This window comes from Bartonella saheliensis (genome assembly GCF_902162175.1).
This window is the reverse complement of record NZ_LR607294.1, coordinates 1-2035: the sequence shown is the minus strand read 5'-3', so window position 1 is coordinate 2035 and position 2035 is coordinate 1. Positions and strand designations below refer to the sequence as shown.

Below are 2035 nucleotides of genomic sequence, written 5' to 3'. Positions count from 1 at the left end.
GCTCTAAAAGATCACATGCTTTGTAAAGACGTGTTTTAATCACTCACTAAAATCATAAATTTATCTATTAAAGTGAACTGATAAAATTCATTAAAGGGATTTTGATAACGTAATCAGTTTTCATTTTCATACGCTTTTCATAAAGCACGTTTTAATCACTCACTAAGATAATCATTTTGTCAGTTCAATTTACTGACAGATAACTGACAAATATATATTATAAGTTGAATATAAGATTATATTATCGATATGGGTTGTATCATTAAAATACTAACATATTGAAATATAATGCTTTTAATTTTCTCTCATTTAAAAAAAACACTATAGGGTCTAAAAAGAACTGACAAAAATGACAAAAGTCTATTAAAAGAGATTTTGCTCATCTCTATAATTATCAATCTCTCTTTAGACGTTTTAATAAAAAGCTATAAATCACAATTATCCTATTTATCGTTTCTCTTATAAAAATGAAAAATGATGCGGTGGCTATAAAGACAGTTCCTATAAAAGGCTGTTAAGTTGCAAATTGTATTATGAAAGAAATTAACAGAAATCTTAAAAACCATTTAGTAAAAAACAAGATAGGTTATAAAGATAAAAATACGCATTATGAGAGCGTTTATAAATATTATGAATGTATAGATTCAAAAAATATCCAATCGTTTAAGAAAGCCCATAATATAGCTTTAAAAGCATATAATACAAAAGAAGCAGTTAATAAGCATATAAATAATATTTACACATAATGCATTAAAAAAATCATAAAAAATATCAAAAAAGTGCATAAATTAATTGACAATAAATACGTATTTTGTTATATAAATAATCAAGTGATAGAAACACCTAAACATCAAGCGGGTAGATTACGAAACAATCTTTCCCATCTTTTAAAATACTGACTGTCTTTTATGTTATGATTAGCATATAATGATTTTGTCGGGTGTAGTTACGCCATAAAATACCCTTATGGGAAAAGCGTAGCAACGGACTTGATGCCGTGTTTCTAGCGCCCGATGCTCTTATCGAGTGTCAATAGAAACGTCATTAACATCAAGGTTTTAATCATGACAACTATCTCAAAAAACACCCCCGTTATCTCTAAAATTGCTAATAAAACTCTACCTGCTAACAAACAAGAGCCTGCAAAAAAATACGAGTTTATTAATGATGGTGACTATGTAGATGGTCATTTCTTAACACGCATTCGTGCTTTAAGAGATTTTGGAGATGTCAAAAAAGGTGACCTCGGGGGCTATATTGAAAGTGAAAATAATCTCTCTCATGAAGGAAACTGCTGGGTTTATAACAAAGCGCGGGTTTTCCAAAATGCACGCGTCTTCGGAAATGCTAAAGTGAAAAGCTTTTTTGTCGATGTATATGGTAATGCACAAATTTATGGCAATGCTATTTTTGAAGGGATGACATTAAAGGACAATGCAAAGCTGTCGGGCAATGCACATGCTAGCAACGCCGTTGTAATTGAAGGCAATGCACAAATTTATGATAACGCCCGTGTCACTGACCATGCTCATATTTCCGATAATGCTGTCATTTGTGATGATGCTCATGTCGGTGGCAATGCGAAAATAAGTGGCTCTGCTTATATCTGTGATGAATCCCGTGTTTTCGATGATGCCGTTATTTGTGATGCTCTTATCTCTGGAAATTCTTATATACATAGCAATGCCTTTTTAGAAGCGAATGAAGATATCTGTGATAATGAATATCCTGAATTTGGTAGCGAAGATGATTATTATCGTGATGAATATTATGCTGATTTTGAAGGCTATTATGATGATAATGATAGCGAATATGAAAATGATGCTGCTTAAATAAAGCACGGGCGCGGCGGGGGCGCCCCTTTTAAACATTTCATTCAAAAATTTAACAAATATTAGATTAGGAAGCTACCTATGACCAGTACAATTGTATCTAAAAAATATGAATTTACTAATGAAAGTCACGTTATTGAAGGGATTACTTTACACCGTATACGTGCTTTAAGAGATTTTGATGATGTAAAGGCGGGGGATTT

Annotated in this window: 1 protein-coding gene; it reads left to right on the top strand. The window is 31.8% G+C overall.

Features of this window, described 5'->3' with window-relative positions; genetic code table 11:
- Positions 1-1064 precede the first annotated feature (1064 nt).
- Positions 1065-1832: a nucleotidyltransferase family protein gene (locus tag FS875_RS09765; RefSeq protein ID WP_144756218.1), complete on the top strand. Its 768-nt coding sequence runs from the start codon at positions 1065-1067 to the stop codon at positions 1830-1832.
- The last annotated feature ends 203 nt before the right edge of the window (positions 1833-2035 follow it).